The organism is Ignavibacteriales bacterium (assembly GCA_026390815.1).
In the GTDB taxonomy this organism is placed as follows: domain Bacteria; phylum Bacteroidota; class Ignavibacteria; order Ignavibacteriales; family SURF-24; genus JAPLFH01.
In genome coordinates this window covers 155,310-180,185 of sequence record JAPLFH010000024.1, presented here as the reverse complement: position 1 = coordinate 180,185, position 24,876 = coordinate 155,310, and the positions used below count along the sequence as shown (strand labels likewise).

24 protein-coding genes are annotated in these 24,876 nt (G+C 35.8%); 9 read left to right on the top strand and 15 right to left on the bottom strand.

The annotated features are described in order from the left end of the window. Nucleotides 1-118: 118 nt before the first annotated feature. The 7 genes from pepT to NTX22_08415 all read left to right on the top strand — a co-directional run bounded on the left by pepT (nt 119) and on the right by NTX22_08415 (nt 5,490). Nucleotides 119-1,369, top strand: a complete 1,251-nt coding sequence (gene pepT, locus NTX22_08445; protein MCX6150535.1) for a peptidase T — start codon at nt 119-121, stop codon at nt 1,367-1,369. A 245-nt stretch (nt 1,370-1,614) separates the two neighbouring features. Then, a complete protein-coding gene (locus tag NTX22_08440) occupies nt 1,615-2,460 on the top strand; it encodes a cation diffusion facilitator family transporter (protein ID MCX6150534.1) in 846 nt (281 codons plus the stop codon). A gap of 121 nt (nt 2,461-2,581) precedes the next feature. Beyond that, the gene (gene bla / locus NTX22_08435; GenBank protein MCX6150533.1) at nt 2,582-3,286 is read left to right on the top strand and encodes a subclass B1 metallo-beta-lactamase; all 705 of its coding nucleotides are present in this window, start codon (nt 2,582-2,584) and stop codon (nt 3,284-3,286) included. Nucleotides 3,287-3,389: 103 nt separating this feature from the next. Continuing rightward, nucleotides 3,390-3,632: a hypothetical protein gene (locus NTX22_08430; GenBank protein MCX6150532.1), complete on the top strand. Its 243-nt coding sequence runs from the start codon at nt 3,390-3,392 to the stop codon at nt 3,630-3,632. Continuing rightward, nucleotides 3,625-3,903, top strand: a complete 279-nt coding sequence (locus NTX22_08425) for a type II toxin-antitoxin system RelE/ParE family toxin (GenBank protein MCX6150531.1) — start codon at nt 3,625-3,627, stop codon at nt 3,901-3,903. Before NTX22_08430 ends, NTX22_08425 begins: the two co-directional genes overlap by 8 nt. 272 nt (nt 3,904-4,175) lie before the next feature. Further along, entirely contained in the window at nt 4,176-5,117 is a 942-nt protein-coding gene (locus NTX22_08420; GenBank protein ID MCX6150530.1) for a class A beta-lactamase-related serine hydrolase, read from the top strand. A 235-nt stretch (nt 5,118-5,352) separates the two neighbouring features. Continuing rightward, nucleotides 5,353-5,490: a hypothetical protein gene (locus tag NTX22_08415; GenBank protein MCX6150529.1), complete on the top strand. Its 138-nt coding sequence runs from the start codon at nt 5,353-5,355 to the stop codon at nt 5,488-5,490. A 437-nt stretch (nt 5,491-5,927) separates the two neighbouring features. On the opposite strand, the gene NTX22_08410 is transcribed toward NTX22_08415, so the two are convergent. From NTX22_08410 to NTX22_08385, 6 genes are all read right to left on the bottom strand, one after another. After that, nucleotides 5,928-6,377 carry a MarR family transcriptional regulator gene (locus NTX22_08410; protein MCX6150528.1) on the bottom strand — a complete coding sequence of 150 codons (450 nt, stop codon included), beginning with the start codon at nt 6,375-6,377 and terminating at the stop codon, nt 5,928-5,930. 34 nt (nt 6,378-6,411) lie between these two features. Beyond that, nucleotides 6,412-7,305 carry a VOC family protein gene (locus tag NTX22_08405; GenBank protein MCX6150527.1) on the bottom strand — a complete coding sequence of 298 codons (894 nt, stop codon included), beginning with the start codon at nt 7,303-7,305 and terminating at the stop codon, nt 6,412-6,414. A gap of 6 nt (nt 7,306-7,311) precedes the next feature. Then, complete coding sequence (locus NTX22_08400; GenBank protein ID MCX6150526.1) at nt 7,312-8,022, bottom strand: pirin family protein; 711 nt, start codon at nt 8,020-8,022, stop codon at nt 7,312-7,314. Between the two features lie 14 nt (nt 8,023-8,036). Then, nucleotides 8,037-8,630, bottom strand: a complete 594-nt coding sequence (locus NTX22_08395; protein MCX6150525.1) for a nitroreductase family protein — start codon at nt 8,628-8,630, stop codon at nt 8,037-8,039. An 84-nt stretch (nt 8,631-8,714) separates the two neighbouring features. Next, nucleotides 8,715-9,299 carry a YceI family protein gene (locus NTX22_08390; protein MCX6150524.1) on the bottom strand — a complete coding sequence of 195 codons (585 nt, stop codon included), beginning with the start codon at nt 9,297-9,299 and terminating at the stop codon, nt 8,715-8,717. Between the two features lie 34 nt (nt 9,300-9,333). Beyond that, a complete protein-coding gene (locus NTX22_08385) occupies nt 9,334-9,909 on the bottom strand; it encodes a YceI family protein (protein ID MCX6150523.1) in 576 nt (191 codons plus the stop codon). A 167-nt stretch (nt 9,910-10,076) separates the two neighbouring features. Here NTX22_08385 and NTX22_08380 point away from each other — a divergent pair, with 167 nt between their 5' ends. After that, complete coding sequence (locus NTX22_08380) at nt 10,077-11,549, top strand: M64 family metallo-endopeptidase (GenBank protein MCX6150522.1); 1,473 nt, start codon at nt 10,077-10,079, stop codon at nt 11,547-11,549. Nucleotides 11,550-11,619: 70 nt separating this feature from the next. Here NTX22_08380 and NTX22_08375 read toward each other — a convergent pair whose 3' ends face one another. After that, a complete protein-coding gene (locus NTX22_08375; GenBank protein MCX6150521.1) occupies nt 11,620-12,348 on the bottom strand; it encodes a cytidylate kinase-like family protein in 729 nt (242 codons plus the stop codon). A 219-nt stretch (nt 12,349-12,567) separates the two neighbouring features. Between NTX22_08375 and NTX22_08370 the strand changes: the two genes are divergently transcribed. Next, nucleotides 12,568-13,512: a hypothetical protein gene (locus NTX22_08370; protein ID MCX6150520.1), complete on the top strand. Its 945-nt coding sequence runs from the start codon at nt 12,568-12,570 to the stop codon at nt 13,510-13,512. A 51-nt stretch (nt 13,513-13,563) separates the two neighbouring features. Here the strand turns inward: NTX22_08370 and argH are convergent, their stop codons facing one another. The 8 genes from argH to carB form a co-directional block, all read right to left on the bottom strand. After that, nucleotides 13,564-14,979 carry an argininosuccinate lyase gene (gene argH / locus NTX22_08365; protein ID MCX6150519.1) on the bottom strand — a complete coding sequence of 472 codons (1,416 nt, stop codon included), beginning with the start codon at nt 14,977-14,979 and terminating at the stop codon, nt 13,564-13,566. Continuing rightward, on the bottom strand, nt 14,979-16,199 hold the full coding sequence (locus NTX22_08360; protein ID MCX6150518.1) for an argininosuccinate synthase: 1,221 nt from the start codon (nt 16,197-16,199) through the stop codon (nt 14,979-14,981). Before NTX22_08360 ends, argH begins: the two co-directional genes overlap by 1 nt. A gap of 107 nt (nt 16,200-16,306) precedes the next feature. Beyond that, the gene (locus NTX22_08355) at nt 16,307-16,780 is read right to left on the bottom strand and encodes a hypothetical protein (protein MCX6150517.1); all 474 of its coding nucleotides are present in this window, start codon (nt 16,778-16,780) and stop codon (nt 16,307-16,309) included. Nucleotides 16,781-16,983: 203 nt separating this feature from the next. Then, entirely contained in the window at nt 16,984-18,201 is a 1,218-nt protein-coding gene (locus NTX22_08350) for an acetylornithine/succinylornithine family transaminase (protein MCX6150516.1), read from the bottom strand. Continuing rightward, entirely contained in the window at nt 18,152-18,925 is a 774-nt protein-coding gene (gene argB, locus NTX22_08345) for an acetylglutamate kinase (GenBank protein ID MCX6150515.1), read from the bottom strand. The genes NTX22_08350 and argB overlap by 50 nt, the downstream gene beginning before the upstream one ends. 128 nt (nt 18,926-19,053) lie before the next feature. Continuing rightward, entirely contained in the window at nt 19,054-20,259 is a 1,206-nt protein-coding gene (argJ, locus tag NTX22_08340) for a bifunctional glutamate N-acetyltransferase/amino-acid acetyltransferase ArgJ (protein MCX6150514.1), read from the bottom strand. Next, a complete protein-coding gene (gene argC / locus NTX22_08335; protein MCX6150513.1) occupies nt 20,243-21,277 on the bottom strand; it encodes an N-acetyl-gamma-glutamyl-phosphate reductase in 1,035 nt (344 codons plus the stop codon). Before argC ends, argJ begins: the two co-directional genes overlap by 17 nt. 320 nt (nt 21,278-21,597) lie before the next feature. Next, nucleotides 21,598-24,801 (bottom strand): carbamoyl-phosphate synthase (glutamine-hydrolyzing) large subunit, encoded by a 3,204-nt coding sequence (gene carB / locus NTX22_08330; protein ID MCX6150512.1) that lies wholly within the window; start codon nt 24,799-24,801, stop codon nt 21,598-21,600. Nucleotides 24,802-24,876: the final 75 nt, after the last annotated feature.

Genomic DNA, 24,876 nt, shown 5'->3' with positions numbered 1-24,876 from the left:
TAAGTATTTAAAATAAGCTTAATGTTTATCATATTTTTCATCTTTATTGCATATCAGGCACCTTTTCAATATTATTTGTTATGAAAAATCAATCTACAATAAAAATTTAGAGGCTGATATGTTAGATCCAAATTATAAGTTTACGTGTGTTGATAGATTTCTGAAATATGTAAAATATGATACTCAATCAGATGAAGAATCAACTACTTTCCCCAGCTCAGAAAAGCAACTTATACTTTCTAAAGATTTAGTTAAAGAATTAAAAGAAGTTGGATTAGAAGATGCGCACTTGGATGAACACGGTTATGTAATTGCAACGGTGCCATCAAATACAAATAAAAATGTTCCGGTTATTGGTTTCATCTCGCATGTGGATACTTCTCCTGCTGTTAGTGGTGCAAATGTAAATCCAATTATCCTTAAAAATTACCAGGGTGGAGATATTGTTCTTCCCAAAGATCCGACACAAGTAATTGAGGTAGAAAAAAATCCCGAATTAAAAAACATGATTGGATTCGACATCATTACAACGGATGGAACAACACTACTTGGCGCTGATAATAAAGCCGGCGTTGCAGAAATTGTTGATGCGGTAAATTACATGATTAAGCATCCCGAAGTTAAACACGGAACAATTAAAATTTGCTTTACTCCTGATGAAGAAGTTGGCAGGGGAACAGAAAAGTTTAATGTTGAAAAGTTTGGAGCAAAGTATGCGTATACCGTTGATGGATCATCTCGTGGAGAAATTGAATCGGAAACTTTCAGCGCTGATGGAGTAGTAGTTAAATTTATTGGTAAAAATATTCACCCGGGATACGCTAAAGGAAAAATGGTAAACGCAATCAAGATAGCTGCAAAGTTTGTAGAAAGTTTACCCAAAGACAGGCTATCTCCGGAAACCACGGAAAAACGCGAAGGATATGTTCACGCAACAAATATAAATGGAAATGAAGAATTAGCGATAGTAAAGTTTATAATAAGAGATTTTATTACGGAAAAACTTGGGGAGTACGAAGAGTTTCTCCGGGATCTGGCTCATAAAGCTTTGGCAGAATTTCCCGGTGCAAAAATAGAATTTACAATAAACGAACAATACCGGAATATGAAATACATTTTGGATGAACATCCGCAGGTTGCAGAATGCGCAATTGAAGCAAGTAAAAGATTGAACTTTGAACCAATACTTTCACCAATACGCGGAGGAACGGATGGCTCGCGTCTTTCGTATATGGGTTTGCCAACGCCCAACATTTTTGCAGGTGAACACAGCTTTCATTCTCAACTTGAATGGATTGCAGTACAGGATATGCAAATGGCAGTACATAACATCATTACTATTTGCCAGGTTTGGGAAGAAAGAGCTTAAGAAATTATTTTGTGAAGTTGAATGAAAAACTCTTAATCATAATCTAATTTCTTAATCTTACTCATTATTAAAAACTTAAAGCAGATTAAGATTACGATTAAGAGCAATATTTAAAACAATCTTTTTCTTCTATTTAAGTATTGATTACCGTTGATACCCACCTTGATTTGTTCTGGCTGGGATGATGGAAGAAAAAAATTTTGATTTCAAAGAGGTTCACTGATAATTATTTTTGAATTAAAAATATGCCGGTAAAAAAAGCTGTTAACAGAGCACTTGGATTAAATGTATTTCTTTTTCTACTTAAAATTACAGTGGGAATTATTTCTAATTCCATAACAATGATTTCCGAAGCAGGAAATTCCTTTACCGATATTATTTCTTCAATTGCCATAAAAATAAGTGTTAAAATCTCATCACAAAAACCTGATGAAAAACATCAGTTCGGACATAATGCAGCCCAACCAATTGCAACATTTATTGTTGCTGTTCTTGCCGGTGTTTTGGGCTTGAACATCGTGCAAGAATCGATCAAGCGTATAATTACTCCACCAAATGTAAGAGTAAGCATCTGGGTTTACCTTGTCTTAGCAATCACCATTATCACCAAAATTTTAATGAACAGATATCAGAGCTATATCGGCAAAAAATACTACAGCCCCGCGGTCCGCGCCCAGGCTGTTGATAGCATAAACGATGTTCTTGCTTCTTCACTTGCATTATTTGGAATTATTGGTGTTCAATTTGGTTATCCAAGAATTGATGGAGTTGGAGGATTGCTGGTGGCATTTTTCATCTTTCGATCCGGTTATGAAATAGCCAGAGAGAATATCGATTACTTAATGCACAAAGCTGCTGATAAAAAATTGATTGTAGAAATTGCCAACCGTGCCTTAAAGGTAAAAGGTGTGGAAGGATTTAATGATTTGCGCTCTCATTATGTCGGTGATAAATTTCATGTAGAGATTCATATTGAGGTAAATAAATCGGCAACTACATTTGAGTCTCATAATATTGGAAAGCAAGTTCAAAATGCAATTGAATCTTTGGCAGAAGTACAAAAGGTTTTTGTCCATATTGATCCGGTATAGAGAACAATGAGTTGAAGATATTTGTTAAATCTATGATTTAAAAAATTGTGGGGAATAAAAAGCTCGTACAAAATTAAACCTAATTGTCACGATAAATCAGTGGCAAAAATTTGGAATTAAAATGAAAAAATTGATCGTGACATTGTTCCTTATAAATGTTTGTTTATTTGCTGCAGATAAAGTTGAACTCCGTAAAATCAACGACTCTGTTTGGATTCATACAACTTACAAGCTTTATAACGGTTACCCTACACCTTCCAACGGATTAGTAGTTGTAACCGCTTTAGGTTTGGTTTTAATCGATACACCCTGGGATAACCCTCAAACTGAAGAGTTGATAAAAATCTGCAAAGAAAAATTTAACAAATATTTTGTGCTTGCAATTATTACACATTGCCACGAAGACAGGATTGGCGGAATAAGTTCTCTTAAGAAAAATAATATTCGGGTTATTAGTTCCGCTCTAACAGCAAAGTTAGCAAAAGAAAAAGGTTATGAAACGCCTTATGCATTTACGAAAAGCGATACCCTGCTTGTAGTTGATAAAACTATATTTGAACTCTATTACCCTGGGGCTGCCCACACAATCGATAATATTGTTGTTTGGCTTCCGAATTTTAAATTGCTTTTTGGCGGATGCATGTTTAAATCCGAAATGTCTGAGAGCCTTGGCAATATTGCCGATGCTGATGTAAAGGAATGGTCTAAATCAATTAAAAATGTTGTTGATAAGTTCCCTGATATTAAAGCTGTAATACCAGGACATGGCAAATGGGGAGGAAGAAATTTAATTCTTCATACATTGGCGTTATTAAAAAGAATATAATTGAACTGTTATTCCTTTTACCACAAAAATGATATTGAATATTTCGATGGATATGAATACATTAGAACGCAAAGAAACGATAAACATTCATTGAGGTTATTTTATGTCCAAAACAATTACTCTTCGATTAAGCGAAGAAAATTATAAAGTCTTTAGAAAGTTAGCAGATAGAGATAATAGACCTATTTCTAATTTTATTGAAACAGCCGTCAAAAGATTCATCGAGCATAATGTATTCGTAGATGAATTCGAAATGGAAGAAATACGCAGTAATTCAGAACTGAATAAAAGTCTGAAGAGAGGTTTGGCTGATGTGAAATCAAAAAGGGGGCGATTTGTTGAGTAATTATCAAATCTTTGAAACCGACGAATTTCTTAAGAAGATTAAAAAAATCACAAATCGGGATCAAATCTTCATTGAAAGGAAACTTCTTCAATATATTTATCCTCAGTTAAAAGAAGAACCCCACTATGGTAACAATATCAAAAAATTGATGGACTACAAACCTGAAACTTGGCGCTATAGAATTGGAAAATATAGATTGTTTTATGTAATCGATGAGAATGAAAAAACTGTTTATATTCTATCAATAGATTTGAGAAAAGACGCTTACTAAATCTTTTGTTAAAACTAATATACAAGGTAAATCCCGCCGCACAACACGGACAGCGTTTTCAGTGCTGCTTTTTTGTAATTATTTAGTTTCGTTTTCATTGCTTAGTTTCTCATTAAAGTTGTTTGTTCTATAAAATATTTTTTTAATTAAAAGTTGTTGCTTCCATTCGGCATTTTTGTTCTTGGCTGTCGGTTAGCGGCAGCACCATTAGATTACGATTACGTTAATTAAATACTTGAACTTAAAGAATAATTTTGTCAGGAGAATTACAAATGAAGATTAGAATTCTTATTCTTTTGAATGTTTTTTTGCTTGCACAAATTTGCCCGCAGGCAATAAAGATCCCGGAATACTATTCAATCGATAATTCACTAAGCGATTCACTTAACAAAATAGTTTCTTCACTTAATCTGGATAAAACCTTTGACGTTGGTGAGGATGGAACGGAACAAATCTCTCTTGCTGTTATTGATTTAAATAATGGTACGGCAAAACTTGGTGGCGTTAATATGGATAATTTTATTTATCCAGCCAGTGTTTATAAAATGTATGTTGCGGCTCAAATTCTTTCTCAGGTGTTCGGAAACGAATATTCGCTTTATGCAAAACATATTGTAAAAAATTATAATGCAGTAGATGGAGCAAAAGAAATTTTAGGCGATCCGCGCCCGTTGTTAAAAGGAAATGATACGGTTACCATCAATTATCTTCTTGATTTAATGATCACCCGCAGCGATAACTCAGCAGCAAATTGCTTAATCGATGTTGCAACTCGTCCTAGAATAAACAAAATGATGCATGAACTAAATTGGCAGGGAAGTGAAGTTACCCGAAAATTCCTTAAGCGAAAATTTGAAGATGCCGGTTATGATACTATCCGCAGCACAGTAACTTGTGCTCTTCATGCCGCAGATTTTATGTACAGAGTTTTTTCCAACCAAATGATAAATCCTTGGGTTAGCCAGCAATTAAAATGTTTGCTTGGCAGACAGCTTGATAAATCAAAAATAGCAGCCGGACTACCGAAAGAAGCTATGTACTACCATAAAACGGGTTGGTATTCTTTCTGGACAAATGATGTTGGACTTGTTGATGATGGAAAAATAAAGTATATCATTTCCTGTTTTATTCCTTTGAAAGAAGAGCAAGCTCTTCCAAAGATGAAAGAAATATCACAAAAAATTTATCAGCTTATAAAATTTAGGAATCCCTGAAACCCAATTTTTATCCAAAAAATTTTCCACCTAATTTCTACTTAGTGCTGGTGTTGAACAGAAAACACTATTGTATTTAATCTGGAAATCCGATGTATTAGTTAAAGTATTATTAAACTTTAAACTCGGAAACTTTTTTACATTATTATACTGTTGATTAATATGAGGGCAAGAGCAGTTTATGATTTTAACAATGGGTTTTTTGATTTTATGTTATGAATGAAAGGATATGAAAATGATTTACCTGGGTATTTATGTTGCCGTCTTTATCGTTTGGATGGCAATTGAGCTGTTGGTTGCACCACGTGGCTTTGAAGATGATTCAGGATTTCATTACGGAGCTCCTGAAAAACAGGATTTAAGCAAACAATAATTTTCTATCATTCCATAAATTATTATTTGCTTCATTCACATAATGTAAAAAAAGGAGCGGAAGAAAAATTCCAAATACAAAAACTTTTTTAGAAATTGGTGTTTGTTTGGAATTTGCTTTTGTTATTTGAAATTTCTATAACTTATACACTTGCTACTTATAGTGAGTTACTTCAAATATCCGCATAGTATTGGTTCCTCCGGATTCACTTTAACATGCCCTTAAACAAACTTCCAAATAAATCGATAATATAGATAAACAAACCTTTGAGGGCGTATGTTATATTTAATTGGCTTTTTTTGCGTTTTTGCACTTTGGATGTTGATAGAATTACTAGTTGCACCAAAGGGATATGAAGATGAGCGAGGATTTCACTTCGGTTCCCCACGAGAACAAGTCAAAACTATTAAAAGTTGAATTAAGACATTCTAAGAATTTCATCCTCTTAATTTATCCAATAGGCAGTTAAGAGTAATTGCTTCGTCAATATTCAAGTTTGACATAAACTTATCCAGTTCATCATTTTTATCATCTAGTCTTGCAAGCAAATCTAAGCCGTGTTGTGTTATCCAAACATCAACCATTCTTCTGTCTTTTTCACAAATATGCCGCTCAACAAATCCTTTTGTACGAAGTTTTTCAACAATTCTTGATACATCCGGCATTTTGTCTATCATTCTTTCCTTCAACAATTTTACTGTTGCCGGCTCGGGGTGCTGTCCCCTTAATATTCGTAATATATTATATTGTTGAGGAGTAATGTTAAAAGGTTTTAATATTTTTGTATGAAATTCATATGCCCAATTGAAAGTATAAAAAACATTTACCGCAGCCTTGTGGTAAACATTCCTGAAATTTTTCTGTGAGATTTCTTCTTCTAGTTTCATATTTGTTAAAAAGATTATTGCGTTATTTAAAAAATCATTTAAAGGAATTTATTGCTTGAATCATAATCTTAATTCCATCAAAATCATATGTGCAAATTGTTTTTCCATCAGCAGGAAAATCGAATTCTTTAATTCTAAAACTATTCTGTGTTAAACGATCCGCCAAAACATTAACCGTTTCATCATCAGGAACAACAATAGAAAAAGATTTAAGTCCGATAGAGTTTTCATTGTTTGGTTTTGCTCCACTACTCGTCCAGGTATTCAATCCAATATGATGATGATAGTTACCGGCAGCTACAAACAAGGCGCCCGGATAGCTGCTTTGTGTTATTTTAAAACCAAGGATTTCATTATAAAATCGTTTTCCTTTTTCCAGATCTGATACTCGTAAATGGATATGCCCTATAATTGTGTCCGGATGAATTACAGTCAAGTTAGAATCTTTGCCTTCTAATTCTTTTAAAAGATTTTCTAGATCAAGCTGTTCAGTTACCATTTCAATATTATCTTCTTTTCTTCCCCCTACATTTTCCGGAAGATCTGAATAGAGTTCTATTCCATTTCCATCCGGGTCGGCAAGGTAGATTGCTTCACTAACACCATGGTTTGCAAATCCATTAAATTTATATTCCAATTTACTTATATGAACAAACATTTTTGCTAATTCAAATCGGTTAGGCACTTTTATGGCAATATGATAAAGTCCAACGCTTGCCTTTTTTTGAACCAACGCAAGTTTGTTTTCCCTTAAAATTATTATTGGTTGTTTCTTTGCAGAAGCATACAAAAGGCTGGCTCGCTTTTCTTGAATGATTTCCTGTAACCCCAGCACATTTTTATAAAACTTTACAGAACGATCAAGATCGGAAACCTGCAATTCGACATTACCAATTTGTGCGTCTGGATGTATAAAATATTCCTGCATTTTTTACTATTCAGTTGGAATTTCTATTAATAAAATTTTTGAGTCTGATAAAGCGCTAATTGATATTTCACTCAAACCATTCAAACCAATTGCATCACGTTTAAATAATTCTTCATCCGCAATTTTAATTTCTCCATCAAGCACAAAAACATAAATACCATTACCCGGAAATTTTATTTTATAATTTATCTCAGTTGAATTCTCCATGGATGCAAGTGATAATGCTGCATTCTGATGAATGTAAAGCGCTTCATTTTTATCAATTCCGGAAGCAACAGTTTGAAATTTATTTTTCCTGTCATCAGGTGAAAAATATTTCTGATCATAGCGTGGCTTTATGTTCTTTTCCTTTGGAAAAATCCATATCTGAAGCAGGTTTAGCAAATCATTTTGGGACGGATTAAATTCCGAATGCAAAATTCCAGATCCGGCAGACATTACCTGTACTTCATCTTTCTTGATTACTGAACCATTACCCATACTATCCTTATGTTCAAGTGCTCCTTCAAGAATAATTGTGATTATTTCCATGTTATTATGTGGATGGGTTCCAAATCCTTGACCGGGTTCAACTATATCATCGTTTAATACGCGAAGCAACCCGAAATTCATTTTGTCCGGATCATAATACTCGCTGAAGCTAAAGCTAAATCTTGTATGAAGCCAGCCATGTTCGGCGGCACCTCTATCTTCTGCACGGTGAATTATTGTTTTCATATTTCTCTCTAATTTTATATTTCTTCCAAATGTTTAATTTCCGATTCCCACGGTACCCCAAATTTTCCGTCATAAATAATTTCATCAATAGGTTTCCTTGTCCTTACAGCAAGTTCTCTAACTTTCAAATTTTCCGGAAGCATTTCAGGTTCACCTTTATAGCCAATTGCAAGCACACTTACCGCAGAAAATTCGTCCGGTAATAGAAATACTTCTTTTGCTTTTTCGGCACTGAATCCTCCCATTTGATGAACATATAAATTTATAGCCGTTGCCTGCAATGTTAAATTTGCAACGGACTGACCAACATCATAAAAAGCATATTTGTTGAGTTTATTGTTGAAATCAAGATTTTGTTTTGCGACAGTTAAAATAAGCGCTCCGGCGTTCTTTGCCCAGATCTTGTTTGGCTCATTTAATATCTTAACCATTTTATCGAAATTCTCCAAATCTTTTCTAACCGCTACAATAAACCGCCATGGTTGCTCGTTCATAGATGATGCAGCCCATCGAGCGGCTTCAAATAAATCTTCAAGCTTTTCCGGTTCAATTTCTTTTTCTGTAAACGCTCTTGGGCTATTTCTTTTAATTATCAGTTCGTGTAACATAATTTCAATTCCTTTTTATTTTCTTAACTCAAGTAATTATTGATTGAGGAAGAAATAATCTTCAACATTCAATCGTTCTTTACTTTATTTTTCTTTTACAATCTCAATATTGCACTGAATGTCAACATCTTTACCAACTATTGCTCCACCAGCTTCAATTAATGAATTCCATATTAGATTGAAGTCAAACCGATTTACTTTACCTGTTAAACTAAAGCCAACATGTTTGCTTCCAAAGGCTTCAATCTCACCGGTTTTAACTACATCAAATGTTACTGTTTTGGTAACATCGCGCATTGTAAAATCGCCGGTTAGCTCGTATTTATTATCATCAACTTTCTTCATCGATTTGCTAACAAATTTTATCTGCGGGAATTTTTCGGCATTAAAAAAGTCATCCGATTTAAGATGAGCATCCCGCTTCTCGTTATCGGTATTAATGCTGTTCGTTTCTGCTGTAAATTCAATTTTTGCAGTTGAAAAATCATCTCCATTTGTTGTAACTGTTCCATCAAACTTTTTAAAATTTCCGGTTACACTGCTAATTACCAAATGAGTAATGCTGAATTTTATCTGTGTATGTGATTTATCAAACTTCCAATTTGTGGTTTGAGCAAAGGATACTGCCGATAACACCAGGAGTACTAATAGCAAATTTATTTTTCTCATGATCCTATTCCTTTTTTTTGATTGAATTAAAGTTTTATAAAGATTTTTGTTTTATTATTTCAAAATCGCAGGTGATATTAATATTCTTCCCAACCATTGCCCCGCCGGTTTCAATCAGAGCATTCCATTTTAAATCATAATCAAAGCGGTTTAAGCTGCCTATAACTTTGAATCCTGCGCGAAGATTTCCGTAAGGATCAACTATCTGTCCACCATAGGTAACATCAAGTTCGATTGGTTTTGTAATATTTTTAATAGTAAGATTACCAAGCAATTTATATTTCTCATCATCAACTTTATTAAATATTTTGCTTTTGAAAATTATCTCCGGAAAATTTTGTGCATCAAAAAAATCTGCTGAACGAAGATGGTTATCCCGGTCGGTAACACCGGTATCTATACTGTTTGTATCGATGGTTAATTCAACTTCGCTATCTATAAAATCGTCAGTTGAACTATTCATTTTGAAATTGAAAGATTTGAAATTCCCGACAACTTCTGAGATTACCATATGGCGCACAGAAAATTGAAGCTTGGAATGCATTGGATCGATTGCCCAGCTTTGAACCTGGCTTACACTTTCTTCTTGCAATATATTTGATGAATTCATTTTCTACTCCTTAAATTTTGTTTATATAATTTTTCGTTCTTAGTTATAACAACAAGTGTTGTAACATTAAAAGTTCCAACATCAAATATATTTTTACAGGAAACTACAAATTTTGCTTAAATCCAAGAAAAATGATTAAATTATTACTGAATAATCTGGAGCACTAAATGAAAATTCTATTTGAACTGCTATGTTTGATGGCGCTTTTTCCTATTCTCCTTCTTGCACAACCTATAAAATTTAACAATTTTTTCTTTGATAAAACAATGCGGATTGATTATTTCCACGTTGGCAATGCTAATTCTGAAATCATTACAGTTGATAAAATTTATCAGCAGGGAATTTGGGCTGGCAGCTTGAACAACCTGATCGACGACTTTAACAATGGAAAATATTATTATAAAATTTATGATAAATCCTCCGGCACGCTTATCTATTCAAAAGGATTCGACAGTTACTTTGGCGAATACAAAACAAGCGACGATGGAATAAAAGGCATCCAACGGACTTACCACGAATCGTGTCTTCTCCCATATCCAAAAGATAAAATTATTTTTGCTCTGGAAAAAAGAAACAAACAGAATCAGCTTGAAGAATTCTTCCGCCAGGAAATTGATCCTAACAGCATTGGCGTTTTGAAAGATAAAATAATTGATAAATCAGTAAAAGTTTTTGAAGCTGTTAAGAACGGCAATCCGCATACAAAAGTGGATATTGTAATTTTAGGTGAGGGTTATACCGCAAAAGAAGTAAACAAATTTAAAAATGATTTGGAGAAATTTTCAAAAATCCATTTTGCACAGGAGCCATATAAATCATTAAAGAAAAATTTCAATATTTACGGCGTGCTTAAACCATCGGAGGAGAGCGGTGTAGATGAGCCTGACCACGGATCATTCAAGAATACAACTCTAAACTGTACTTTCAATTCACTTGGCTCCGAAAGATATCTTTTAACTGAGGACAACAAAACAATGCGCGATCTTGCAGCCCACGTTCCTTACGATGCAATTTATATTATGGTAAATCATAAACGGTATGGCGGCGGCGGGATTTATAATCTCTATTGTACTTTCACAACCGATAACCAATGGCACGAGTATCTTTTCCTGCATGAGTTTGGACATTCTTTTTCCGGACTTGCCGATGAGTATTACACTTCCGATGTTGCGTACAATGAATTTTATCCAAAAGGAATTGAACCTGTAGAACCAAACATCACCGCTTTGCTTGATCCGGAAAATTTAAAATGGAAAAACCTTGCAACACCGGGAATTGAAATTCCAGCTAAATGGGAAAAAGCCGGTTATGATTCAGCAGATTACGATTACCAAAAAATCCGCCGCGAATTGAATAATAAAATTGCTGAAATGAAACGAGGTGGTGGAGATAAAAAAGCGATTGCGGCACTGGAGGAAAAATCTGAACGTGTTTCACTTGAAAGAGCAAATGAAGCCGATGCTTATTTGTTGAAGAGTAAGTATTGGAATAAAGTTGGAGCATTTGAAGGTGCCGGTTACGCTTCCAACGGTTTGTATCGTCCAATGCTGGATTGCATTATGTTCAGCAAAGGAAAGAAACCGTTCTGCAAAGTTTGTGAACAAGCAATTATAAAAGTAATAGAGCATTACACAAAGTAAATTTTTATTTCGGATTTTGGATTGCAGAATTAATTCATTCCTTTCGCAACCTAAAATCTGAAATCCGCAATCACAAAACTGCCGATTCCTGATGAATCAAAAACATCTTCGGAAATTTCTTCATTACAGCATTTGCAATTATGTTTGCTGTTTCTTCATAGCTAAGCAGATTCGTATTCAGGACTAAATGATACAGAAGCAGATCATCAATATCTTTATGAAAATGTTTGTGCAAGTATTCTTTTCTGGAATCATCTTCATTTTTAATCATTGCAAGAGCTTCTTTCCTTCCAACATTGTAGTAATCCATCATTCGCTTTATTCTGTCTTCAAGCGGAGCAACTAAGCGAACGTGGAAAGAATTTGGCAAATGCGCGGTTATGATATTCCCAGCTCTGCCGACAATAATTACATTCCCCATTTGTGCAAGTTGTAAAATAGTATGCGTTGTTTTGTGAAGTAAAGAATACATCGAGGGCTGAAGCCCAAGTAGTTCACTCACCATGGATTTGGCAGATGAATGTTTTTCCTGGTGAAATAATTTGCCCAATCTTTCGGGAAGATTATGATCTTCCAAAACTTTTTCAATTAAATTTTTATCAAATATTTCCCAATCTCCATATTCCTCGCTTTGATGCTGCCGGAGAATATCTTTTAGTTTTTCATCAACAATGCCGGAACCCGCGCCAGATTGGCGGGAGACGGTTATACATGGACCAACCATTTTTATTAAATGAGAACCTGCGGTATGGGATTCGAGATACTCCCGAGCTTTTTCACTTTCACTTTTTACTTTCATATCAGCCTCCTTAAATTAGGTTATCCTCATTTCATAAGAGGGAAGTAATTCTTGAAGTAAGATAGATATTTTTATTCTTAATTAAAATACATGTCCGTCCCGTTTAAAGAAACTGTAAAAATTCATATAAAATGATATGCAATTCCGTCCAATGAAAAGATTGCTTCCAATTAATGGAAATCTTTGTTAACTTTTCAAGAAAATTTTTAGGAGTATTATATGAAAACAACAATACACATAACTCTCTTTTTCCTGGTTCTAATGTTTCTTCCGGTTTTTGCTCAGAGACCAATAAAAACCGACTTGCTTCCATTCTTTGAAAAAGTAATTCCACCGCCTGCTACTGCCAAAGATGCGTTTGAAAAAATATGTGTCAAATCTGAAGAGGCGGAAGATCCACTTTGCAATTCAGAACCACTTTTCAAACCGCTGAAGGATCAATTGGAAAATTTTTTGAAAGAAATAAACGCAACGGTTTTACAAGATAATATGCCCAATCAAGATCAGATAGATATGGCAAAAAAGTTTAAGGATGAGAAGATGGATGAAAAATTAAAAAATATGAGCAAGGAAGAAAAAATTAAGTGGGCGATGGAAATGGGAAAAAATATGGGTCCACAGGCAACTATTGAATCTCCTGCGGTGATAAAGGCTTTTCAGGATGCTTCTGAGCTAACACAAGCCTATTCAACAGAATTACAAAAAGTGATGAGTAATTATCCGGCTGAAGCAGAGTATGCACAAAAACTGGAAGCTAAGCATAAAGAAATTGATGATTGGGAGCGTGCGGAAATAGAAAAGCTGCCAAATTTATCTACAGGAGAAATGTCGTATAAAGATCCACAGCTTGTGCACAATATAAAATTAAAGGCAGCAGAAAAACACATTGCCGTTGTTGATGAAGAACTACAAGTCTTCGGTGGTAAATGGGCGGATATGAAAGAAAAAGCTAAATTGCGTTGTGCGCCATTTAATGAAAGTTTGGCTAAATGCCATTACGGAAATGATGCAAAGAATAAAATGATGGTTCAGTCTTTTGCTTCTGGACAGCAATTAATCATTAACACAATCATTGGATTGATTGCAGAGTCGTCTAAAGCATATGAAACATCTGCTCCTTATTATGCAAGGAAAGTAAAAATAGAAAAGGAAAAAATAGATTAGTCAAATATATTTGGCGAGTTGAAAGGCGACTTTAAAGGTCGCCTTTATCGTTCATTTAAATTTATTCTTCCAGAATTCTATTTGCTCTTTAACCATTTTCGGATTTGGAGAGCCGAATGTTTTCTTCCGGCTTAACGCAGTTTCAAGATTCAAACACTCCAATGCTGTTTCATCAAAGATTGGATTAATTTCTTTCATATCTGCCAGCACAAGATCATTAAAAGTTTTTCCATCATCCTCGCAATGCCGAACAAGAGTTCCAACAATGTTATGCGCTTCACGGAATGGAATTCCTTTCAATACAAGCCAGTCTGCCAAATCTGTTGCAAGAGAAAAATCTTTCTTTAGTTCTTCTGTAAATCTTTTAGCGTTCACTTCCATTGTTGCTATCATCATCTTCATAATGGAAAGAGAATTGATGTAAGTATTAAATGAATCGAACACCGGCTCTTTATCTTCCTGCAAATCGCGGTTGTAACTTAGCGGTAAACTTTTCATTGTGGAAAGAAGAGAAAACTGGTTGCCGAATACTCTTCCGGTTTTTCCTCTAACTAATTCCGCCATATCAGGATTTTTCTTTTGTGGCATCAATGATGAACCGGTTGCGAATTCGTCTGATAGTTTTATGAACTTCCATTCAGCCGAAGACCAGAGAATAATTTCTTCAGCAAGGCGGCTAAGGTGCATCATTCCAATTGAACAGGTATTTAAAAAATCAAGAAGGAAATCGCGATCAGAAACTGCATCCAAAGCATTGCGAGCCGGAAAATCAAAACCTAATTTTTCTGATGTATAATTTCTATCAAGTGGAAGCGTTGAACCGGCAAGTGCGCCAGAACCAAGCGGACATGCAGCCTCAGCCCTTTTCCCAATGGAAGAGATTTTAAAATCCCCTTCCTTTGGGGAAGGGGTTAGGGGATAGGCTCTTGCTTTATCTCTTTCAAGCATTTCTACATAAGTCAGCAGATGAAACGCAAAAGAAATTGGTTGCGCTCTTTGCAGATGTGTATAACCGGGAATAATTGTTTCTGTGTGCTGTTTCGCTGTTTCTACTAAAGTTTTCTGGAATGAAAGAATTTCATCTTTCAATTGATTGCCGGCTTTACGTATCCACAGTTTCATGTCTGTCGCAACCTGATCATTCCGGCTTCTTCCAGTATGTAGTTTGCCTGCGGATTCGCCAATCAGTTCTGTAAGCCGCCATTCAACGGCTGTATGAATATCTTCAAACTTGTTTTCATCCAGAACCCAATCATTAGATTTCCATTCCGTTTCAATTTTATTTAATCCATTTATAATTTGATTGCTTTCATCTTCCGTAATCAATCCAACTTTAGAAAGCATTTCCGCATGAACTTTACTGGCAAGAAGATCTTCAAGAATTAAATTTATATCAACGGAAAGCGATGAAGAAAAACTCAGCGCTTTGTCGTTTAACTTTTCTTTAAACCTTCCGCCCCACAACATCAGGCAACTTCCTTTTCTAAAACTGATTCGTAAACCTGGGTGATTGTTTTGTATGGTAAACCGTAAATTTTTATAAAGCCTTCACTCGCTTTATGATCAAACTTATCATCGCTCGTATAAGTTGCAAGCTCAAGATTATACAAACTAAACTGCGAGCTTCTTGAAAGCACGGTAATGTTTCCTTTGTAAAATTCCATTGTTACTTCACCGGTTAAATTTTTCTGAGTTGAATCAACAAACGCCATAAGCGAGTTGAACAGCGGTGAAAACCACAATCCGTCATAAATTAAATTAGCAATTTTGTTAGAAACATCCTGCTTAAATCTGAATGTTTCTTTATCAAGTATCAGCTTCTCAAGTTCGTTGTGTGCTTTATGAAGAATAACCGCGGCGGGCGCTTCATACACTTCTCTCGACTTAATACCAACAACACGGTTCTCAATCAAATCCATTCTTCCAATTCCATGCTTACCACCAATCGCATTAAGCACTTCAAGCATTTCAACAGGATCTGTAACAGAATTATTAACACAAACCGGAATACCTTTTTCAAAACTGATGGTTACTGTTTCAGATTTATCCGGAGCATAAATTGGATTAGTTGTTATTTGAAATGCATCTTCCGGAGGAGCGCAGGTTGGATCTTCAAGTACGCCGCACTCAACTGCAATGCCCCAAAGATTTTCATCAATTGAATATGGTTTTGCTTTGGTAATTTTTATGGGAATTTTATTTTCGATTGCGTAATCAATTTCTTCTTCTCGGCTTTTAAATTCCCATTCGCGCAGCGGGGCAATAACATTTAACTGTGGGGCAAGAGTCTGAACACCAACTTCAAATCTTACCTGATCGTTTCCTTTACCAGTACAGCCATGAGCAACTGTATCCGCGCCTTCCTGCAGAGCAACATCAACAAGCATCTTTGCCAGCAGCGGTCTTCCTATTGAACAAGCCATCGGATAGACACCTTCGTATAATGCACCGGCTTTTAATGCTTTCCAAAGATATTCAGTTACAAACTCGTGGCGTAAATCTAAAATAATTGATTTAACAGCGCCGGTTTTCATAGCTTTTTCTTCAAGTCCTTCAAGCTCTGCTCGCTGCCCTAAATTTCCGGTTGCTGTGATTATATCAGCATCATATTTTTCGCTTAACCATTTTACCATAATGGAAGTATCTAACCCTCCCGAGTATGCGACCACTATTTTTTTCCTGGACATTTTTCACTCCTTTATAAATTTAAATATGTTAATTCTTTTTCGATGGTGAACTGGTGGAATGAAAAATCAGGATAATCATTTATACTTTTTTATACGGTTCCACTATTTCACTTATGAATCTTTTTAAATGCCGGCGGTTCAGCCATCATTTGTTTTATCATTAGAACAATTTTACCAAGCTGAATTACCGAAGCTGGTATTACAAGCACTGTATCATCACCCGCAACGGTGCCTAATATTTCCGGCTTGTTCAACCGGTCTATATAATGCGCAACACCCTGAGCCCGTCCTGCAAGGGTTCTGATAAGAGCAAGTGATTCATTTTGCTCAACATTTAAAATTTCGAATCCGATAAGTTTTGCAATCTGCTTTCCTGATTCATCAGCGTTCAGGATATATCGCGGACCTCTATCGGTAAAGGTTCTAACAACACCAAGCTCCGCAAAATCGCGGCTTAGCGTTGCCTGTGTTGCTTCTACATTTTCTTTGTGAAGCACTTTCAACAGATCCTCATGGCAGGAAATAAATTTGTAGTTGAGGATCTCTTTAATTTTGTATTGTCTTCTTAGTTTTGCAGACATTTCTTTCTCAAATTGTTTTTGGATGGAATGCAATATAACATTTTTGAGAAATATTGCTAAAGACAAAGATGAAGGAATTTAAATTCCAAACTCTAATCCCGCATTGCGGGACCAAATAGCAAATAATTTTTAAATGCCAACTTTCTGGTAAAGATTCTTTTGAATTTTTATAACTTAAGATTTGGTGCTTCACAAATGTTTCGTTAAAGTTCATTCAATACTCCACTTAAAGCAGCACCAAATTGTACAATCTCTTTTTCCGTTATTATAAATGGTGGAAGCAAACGCAGAACAACTTCACCAGATGTTCCGGTTACTACACCATCGCTTAATAACTTTTGCGCAATTACCTTTGCAGAAATTCCTTCATTAAATTCAACTCCTATCATCAATCCTTTACCTCTCACTTCTTTTATCTGAATTGCATGAAGATTTATGATCGATTCAATTAAACTTGTTCCCAACTTATCTATTTGGTTTAAGACAGAATCATCAAGAAGATTAACAACTTCAATCGCTGCGGCAACAGCAACCGGATTGCCGCCAAAGGTTGAACCATGACTGCCCGGTTTAATTTCATCTCCGACTTCTTTAGAACAAATTGCAGCACCAAGCGGTAAGCCATTTGCAATTCCTTTTGCAATCGTAATGATGTCCGGCTTTATTTCTTCCCACTGGTGTGCGAAAAACTTCCCGGTTCTTCCCATTCCACTTTGAACTTCATCAAGAATTAAAAGAAGATTATGCTCATCGCAGAATTGTCTTACATTTTTTAAATATCCTTCAGGAGGAATTATGATTCCGCTTTCTCCTTGAATTGGCTCCAACATTATTGCGACAGTTTCGTTCGCATGTTTATTGTATTCTTGTTCAAGCACATCTATGTCTCCAAACTCAGCATAAGAAAAACCCGGCGTAAGTGGTTCAAATCCTTCCCAGACTTTTTTCTGTCCGGTTGCAGAAAGGCTTCCCATTGTTCTTCCATGAAAACTGTTTAGAGCCGTGATGATATGACTTCTTCCTTTGCCCCATTTTCTTGCAAACTTGATTGCGGCTTCATTTGCTTCAGTTCCTGAGTTGCAGAAGAAAACGGAATCCAATCCGGATATTTCAGCAAGTTTTTCAGCAAGAATTTCCTGCTGTTCTGATTCAAATAGATTTGAAACATGCCATAATTTATTAATCTGTTTTTCTACGGCGGATTTAATTCTTGGATTACTGTGCCCAAATCCTGTTACAGCAATACCGCTAAGAAAGTCGAGATATTTTTTTCCGTTCTTATCAAAAAGGTAAGCGCCATCTCCAGAAACAAATTCAACCGGATAGCGGGAGTAATTTTTTAAAAGCGATGATTCTTTTTCAACTATATCATTATGCTGATTGAACAATCCACGTTCCTCCTGAAACTTTCTTTTCTCCAATTATATCTTCCAGAATTTTTGAACCAATCCAGATTTTGTTTATCCCTTTATTCAAAAGGTCAAGGCAGCTATTCATCTTTGGAATCATTCCGTCGGTAATCTCGCCTTCATTAATTCCTTTAAGAATATCTTCCGCATCAATTGTCTGCTGAAAATTTCCATTCAGCATTACGCCTTGAACATCCGACACAAAGAAAACTGATTCAGCTTTTAGCGAAGCAGCAAGAACTTCAGTAAAAATATCTGCATTAACATTCATAAGATTGCCAGCGGCATCTCTGCACACACTAGAAAAAACAGGAATAACTTTTGTTTTTGCCAAATCCTTAATCCAGTTAATGGATTGAACTTGTTTGGGCACGCCGACAAAACCTAATTCTTCATTTACATTTTCTGCAACAAATGATCCTCGGTCAATTCCTGTTAAACCAATTGCATTCAAACCGGAAGAAATTAATTTGCTTACGATTTTCGCGTTCAATATGCCCGCCTGAACTGCTGCAACAACATCCATAACTTCTTCGGTTGTTACGCGCTGACCGTCAATAAATTTACTTTGGTGACCAAGTGCTTCTGACCATTCGGAAATATTTTTTCCTGCACCATGAACTATTACTAATCCATCATAAAAATGATTTAGCTTTTGGATTGATTGAATCCATGCTTCGGAAGCGAACAATTCGTTCAAAGCTTTACCAGATATTTTTAGAACTGCTATCTTCATCTTAAATCTCTTTTCTAAATGTTAGTTTACTTCTCAACGATCAGGATAATTGTTTAATTGTTACATTGCTTTTCGTCTTGCGTTTGACGCCTGCCTGACGGTAGTCGGGTTTCACACTTCACGCTATTTTAGGTTCTATAATCCGCATTTATTCTAACGTACTCTTCAGAGAAATCGCACGTCCACCAAGTCGAAGAATCGTTTCCGCCGTTAAGATTAATTTTAATCCGAAACTCTGGTTTAGTTAAAATTTCTTTGGCAGCTTTCTCATTTAAAACAATATTGTAATTAGGAAGCACAACTGGCAAATCATCAAAGAAAATGCTCATAGTAGCAGGATCAATATCTGCACCGCTGTTTCCAGCCGCCGACATAATCCTTCCCCAGTTTGCGTCCTGACCATACAAAGCTGTTTTAACAAGAGAAGAATTAGCAACAGCTTTTCCGACCATATCCGCATCTTGTTGCGAATGCGCTCCGGTTACATTGATCGTTACTAATTTAGTTGCTCCTTCTCCATCAGAAACAATTGATTTTGCCATTGCCACACAAATTGCGTGAAGTGCTTCCTGGAAAAATTTTTCATCTTTGGATTGTTCATTTATCTCTATTCCGGAAATTCCATTTGATAATAGAACAACCATATCATTTGTGCTTGTATCGCCATCCACAGAAATTTTATTGAATGAATTTTTAACTGCATTGCTAAGCATTTTTTGTAAAACGGGTTGATCAATTTTTGCGTCAGTTGTAATGAACGCAAGCATAGTTGCCATATTGGGCATAATCATTCCGCTGCCTTTGCAGATTGCTCCGATTGTAATCTCGTCTTTTTCCAGTTTAACTTTTACCGCAAACGATTTCTCTTTTTTATCTGTAGTTAAAATCGCTTCGGCGGCATCGGCTCCACCAGTGATAGTTAGCTGTGGAACTATTGCATCGATACCTGAAAGCAATTTTTCCATCGGCATTCTTTGTCCAATTACTCCTGTTGAACTTACCAAAACCTCCGAAGGTGAAATGCCCAATGAAGCGGCACAATATTTTTGAGAAATCTCAGCATCTCTATAACCCGATTCGCCAGTGCATGCATTGGCGTTGCCAGAATTAACCAGAATTGCTCTAATTAAATTTTTATTGTTGATGAGTTCTTGTGAAAGAATAAGTGGGGCGGCTTTAACTTTATTCAAAGTGAAAGTACCAGCAGCCGTGCATTCCTTTTTAGAAAAAATTAGCGCAAGATCTTTTTTCCTTTTCTTAATGCCGCAAAAAATTCCAGCAGCTACAAATCCTGGAGTAGAGGTAACGGTTCCATTCTCAATAAACTGATACATCTTTAACTCCTTTATTTAATATTCCAAGTTTCTCATCCCAATCAAATAGTTTATTCATATTTTGAATTGCCTGCCCGGCAGCGCCTTTAATTAAATTATCAATTGCGGAAGTGAGGATTACTGTTTTGTCCTTTACCGCTACATTTATATCGCAAAAGTTTGTTCCTGTTACCCAGCCTAAATTCGGTGGAGTGTTTCTCAATCGTACAAAAAATGAACTGCCATATGACTCTTTGAAAGCCTGGTTCAAATCGTTTTCACTTATTTTGCTCTTCAAATGAATTGATGTAGTAGAGTAAATTCCAACAGCAACAGGAAGCAAGTGTGTTGTAAAGGAAAATGGTGAGTTGAATCCTGCTTTGTGCAACTCCTGCAAAATTTCCGGTTGGTGCCTGTGTTGATTAACGTTATACGCTCTAACGTTGCCATCCATTTCAGACATTAGCAAATCAGTTTTAGCGGATTTACCTGCTCCGCTGGTTCCTGAATAAGCAACTGTACTAACTGATAATATTTCTTCACTGAAATTTGATGCAAGCGGAAGTAGCGAAAGTAATGCGGCTGTTGGATAACATCCAGGATTGGCAACCAAATCATATCCGGAATAATCTGTGTCGGAAAAATCTGCAAGTCCATAAATTTTATTTTTAAGCAGATATGGAGATGAATGTTTAATTTTATACCAGTTTGTATAAATCTCTTCCATATCAAGTCGGTAATCTCCGCCAAGATCAATAACTTTTTTGCCCTGATTAATTAAGAATGGAATGTAGTTTAAAGCTTCGCCATGCGGTAAAGCGGTAAAGTATAAATCATGTTCAAGTGAAAGATCGCCAACAGATTTAATTGTTTTATCATCAACCCACCCGGACATTTCCGGAAAGACTGTGCTTATATTTTCGCCTGCGGTTATATTTCCGTAAACTTCAAACCCATCAACAAAAGGATGATTGTTACAAAATTGAATTAACTTTTTACCCGTATAACCGCTGCCGCCAATAATTCCAACCGAAATCATTTTTTAGACTCCTTACTAAAATTGAAAACTGAATTAATTAAATATGTTTTTAAAATGATGTATTACCCCAAGCGGGGGCGGCGAGGACGTAAGCTGTTAAGACTTTTATACGAAGAAAAAGCTGACTCAATAATTTTTATATGTGAAAATTTGTTTTTCATTTGATTCAAAGATAAATCATGAAGGAAAGTTTGTCAAGAGTTAAAGGGGATTTATATCCAGAAAATTTAAATATTCTGGATTGGATTCCTCTCCGGTGGAATAATATCCAGTTTTATTTGGATCTGTTATTTTCTTATTCCGAAATCCTCAAATTACTATCAACTATATTCATCCCAGCTTTTTATTTTTAAGCTGCCAGAGGAATAGAGTCCAAGAGATTTTGCAAACCGTTTTGCAAACTGGATGTTGGTAATAAGCGGAATATTCATATCAACAGATTTCCGCCGGATCAGGTAATCATTTTCTAATTCTGCCTTCTCAGCACTCTTGGGAATGTTTACAACAAGATCGATTTTGCCTTCGGAAAGGTAAGTCATAATGTTTGGTTCTAAATTATCGAATGGCCAGTAAAGCACTTCCGCTTCCATACCATTGCCTTGTAAATAATCAGCTGTTCCTTTAGTTGCGTAAAATTTCAAACCTTTTTCATAAAGAATTCTTGCTCCTTCCAGAAATTCTGCTTTATCCTTTGGTGTTCCGGTAGAAAGCAGGATTGCTTTTTTAGGAATTTTAAATCCAGTTGAAAGACAGCTTTTCAAAAACGCTTCATTAAAATCATCTCCAATGCAGGCAACTTCGCCCGTGGAAGACATTTCAACTCCAAGAACCGGATCGGATCCTTTTAATCTTGTAAAAGAAAACTGGGGCGCTTTAACGCCAACATAATCTAAATCAAACGATGATTTATCAATCCTGTTTACTTTTTCCCCCATCATTAACCGAGTAGCAATATCAATAAAATTTATTTTTAAAACTTTAGAAACAAATGGAAAACTTCGTGAAGCACGCAGGTTACACTCAATTACTTTTACATCATTATCCTTAGCAATAAACTGGATGTTGAATGGACCGGTTATTTTCAAAGCAGCAGCGATTTCTTTAGTAATAATTTTCACTCTGCGCATAGTTTCCAAGTAAGTCCGCTGCGGCGGTAAAACCAACGTAGCATCACCAGAATGAACTCCGGCGTTTTCTACATGTTCAGAAATTGCATAACAAAATAACTCACCATTATCTCCAACAGCATCAGCTTCAATTTCCCTTGCTTCTGTAATAAACTTACTAATTACTACAGGATAATCTTTACTTATAAGCGATGCTTTATTAAGATAGAATTCTAACTCATCTTCATTTAGAACAATGCTCATGGAAGCGCCGCTTAGTACATAACTTGGGCGGATTAAAACCGGGTAACCAACGCGTACAGAAAACTCTTTTGCTTCTTTCAAACTTGTTAGTTCTTTCCAATCCGGCTGGTCGATCTTTAGTTCATCAAGAATTTTAGAAAACTTATGGCGATTTTCTGCATTATCGATTTGTAAAGGTGATGTTCCTAAAATTCGAACACCAGAATTATGCAGCTTCATTGCAAGGTTATTTGGAGTTTGCCCTCCCATCGAAACAATAATTCCCATCGGATTTTCTTTTTCATAAATATCCATCACCCGCTCATAAGTCAGCTCTTCAAAATAAAGTTTATCACAAATATCATAATCAGTGCTAACTGTTTCCGGATTGCAGTTAATCATTATTGTTTTATATTCTAAGTTGTTAAGCGTTTGAACGGAATTTACGCAGCACCAGTCGAACTCAACAGAGGAACCAATTCTATATGCTCCACTGCCAAGCACAACAATCTGGTCGCTTTCACCCTGAACAATGTCATCTTCGCTGCCGTTATAAGTAAGATAAAGATAATTTGTTTTGGCGGGGAATTCCGCCGCCAAAGTATCAATTTGCTTTACGAAAGGAATGATATTCAATTCCTTCCTTTTTTCACGGATATTTTTTTCGTTGGTTTTAAAGATCAATCCAATTTGCTTATCAGAAAATCCTTGCTTCTTAGCTTTACGGAATAGTTCTTCCGGGATGTTTTCAGTTCTGCATTCCATCAACTCTTTTTCTGATTCAACAATATTCTTAAGCTTATATAAAAACCATTTATCAATTTTGGAAAGTTCATGAATTCTTTCAACGGTAATTCCCGAACGTATCGCCTGGGCAATTGCAAACATTCTTTTATCTGTGGGTTTTTCAATCGCTTCTTCAATGCCACCAAATGAAGTTAATTCAATTTCATTGCAAACAAATCCGTTCATGCCAACATCAAGCATGCGAATTGCTTTTTGCATAACTTCTTCAAAACTTCTTCCGATGGACATTACTTCACCAACGGATTTCATTTCACTTCCGAGTAATGTACTTACCTGGCTGAATTTCTGCAAATCCCAGCGTGGGTACTTAAGTGTGATATAATCAAGTGCCGGTTCAAAACAGGCAGAAGTTTCTTGCGTAATAATATTTTCAACTTCATTCAAAGCATAACCGAGAGCTAATTTTGTAGCAATGAATGCAAGCGGATAACCGGTTGCTTTAGACGCAAGCGCTGAACTCCGGCTTAACCGTGCGTTCACTTCTATTATTCTGTAATCATCAGAATGTGGATCGAGTGCGTACTGAATGTTGCACTCACCAATTATTCCAAGATGACGGATTAATTTAATTCCGATTGAGCGAAGCATAAAGTTTTCTTTTGCGGAAAGCGTTTGAACCGGAGCAACAACAATGCTGTCGCCGGTGTGGATTCCCATCGGATCGACATTCTCCATCGAACACACTGTTATGCAATTATTAAATCGATCGCGTACAATTTCATACTCAACTTCTTTCCAGCCGTAGAGAGACTCTTCCAAAAGAATTTGATTCGTAAATGAGAATGCACGCTTTGCTTTATCAAGCAATTCGGTTTTATCCTTCACAATGCCAGAGCCAAGACCACCGAGTGCATACGCAATCCGAACCATCAATGGAAAACCAATTTCATTTGCAGCCGCATCAATTTCTTCAAGCGAATTTACAGTTTTGCTTTTGGCTACTTTTAGTCCAACCTCCGTAACTTTATTATTGAAGAGAAGCCGGTCTTCGGTATTCATAATTGCTTCTACCGATGTACCCAGAACGTTAACATTATGTTTCTGAAGAATTCCTTTTTTGTAAAGATCGACTCCAACGTTTAGCGCTGTTTGACCACCAAAGCTTAGCAGAATATTATCCGGTTTTTCTTTTTCAATCACCTTCTCTACAAAATTAGTTTTGATCGGGAGGAAATAAACCTTATCGGCAAAATCTTCCGAGGTTTGGATTGTAGCAATATTTGGATTTATTAATATGGTTGTTATCCCATCTTCCTTAAGTGCTTTTATTGCCTGACTGCCGGAATAATCAAATTCGCCTGCTTGCCCAATTTGAAGTGCACCGGAACCAAGAATTAAAACTTTGTTGGCTTTTCTTTTTTTTATCATTAGCCCACTCCCAACCCTCTCCCAAAGGAAGAGGGAATTAATATATCATTTAAAATTTCTGCTTTATTCATCTCT